This window comes from Aeromicrobium sp. PFPM2_SD2 (assembly GCF_057364525.1).
On record NZ_JBNFNZ010000819.1, the window covers coordinates 1 to 537 of the forward strand.

Annotated in this window: 1 protein-coding gene; it reads right to left on the minus strand. The window is 76.2% G+C overall.

What is annotated here, in order from left to right; translation table 11 throughout:
* Positions 1-442: DNA-formamidopyrimidine glycosylase family protein (locus tag AC2W7G_RS18300; protein WP_485869688.1), on the minus strand; the 442-nt coding region annotated here is incomplete at its 3' end.
* Positions 443-537 lie beyond the last annotated feature (95 nt).

The following is a 537-nucleotide window of genomic DNA, read 5'->3' on the forward strand; positions in this document are numbered from 1 at the left end:
CGTCGGGCCCGAGCGCGTCGAGATCGGGGTCGAGCCGGGCCCGGCCGAGCCGGCGCGGGTCGACCAGGTGCAGCGTGCCGCCGTCCTCGAACGTGATCGAGAAGCGTGAGAACCGCTCGGCGGTCGGGACCGGACGTCCCGTGCCGACGTAGTCGCCGCCGGAGTCGTCGCCGACCAGGATGCGTCCGCTCATGCCGAGGTGGAGGCCGAGCAGCGGGCCGGGCGCCTCGTCGCCGTCGCGGCCGGACGTCTCGCACCACATCGACTTGCCCCGGCGGCGGGCGGCGGTGAGCGTGCGGCCGACCAGCGCGTCGCGGATCTCGCCGGGCGCGTGCGGGCGGCACTCGTAGGAGTCGGAGTCGTCGACGTCGGCGACGAGCCGGTGCAGCGCGGAGCGCTCGATCACGGCGCGGGCGGACTCGACCTCGGGCAGCTCGGGCACGGCGCCAGTCTGCCCGGGGTGTGGACGTCCGGCGCGTCGGTAGGGTCGGCGCCATGACCAACCTGCTGGGCGAGCCGCCCGAGACCCTGCTGCCC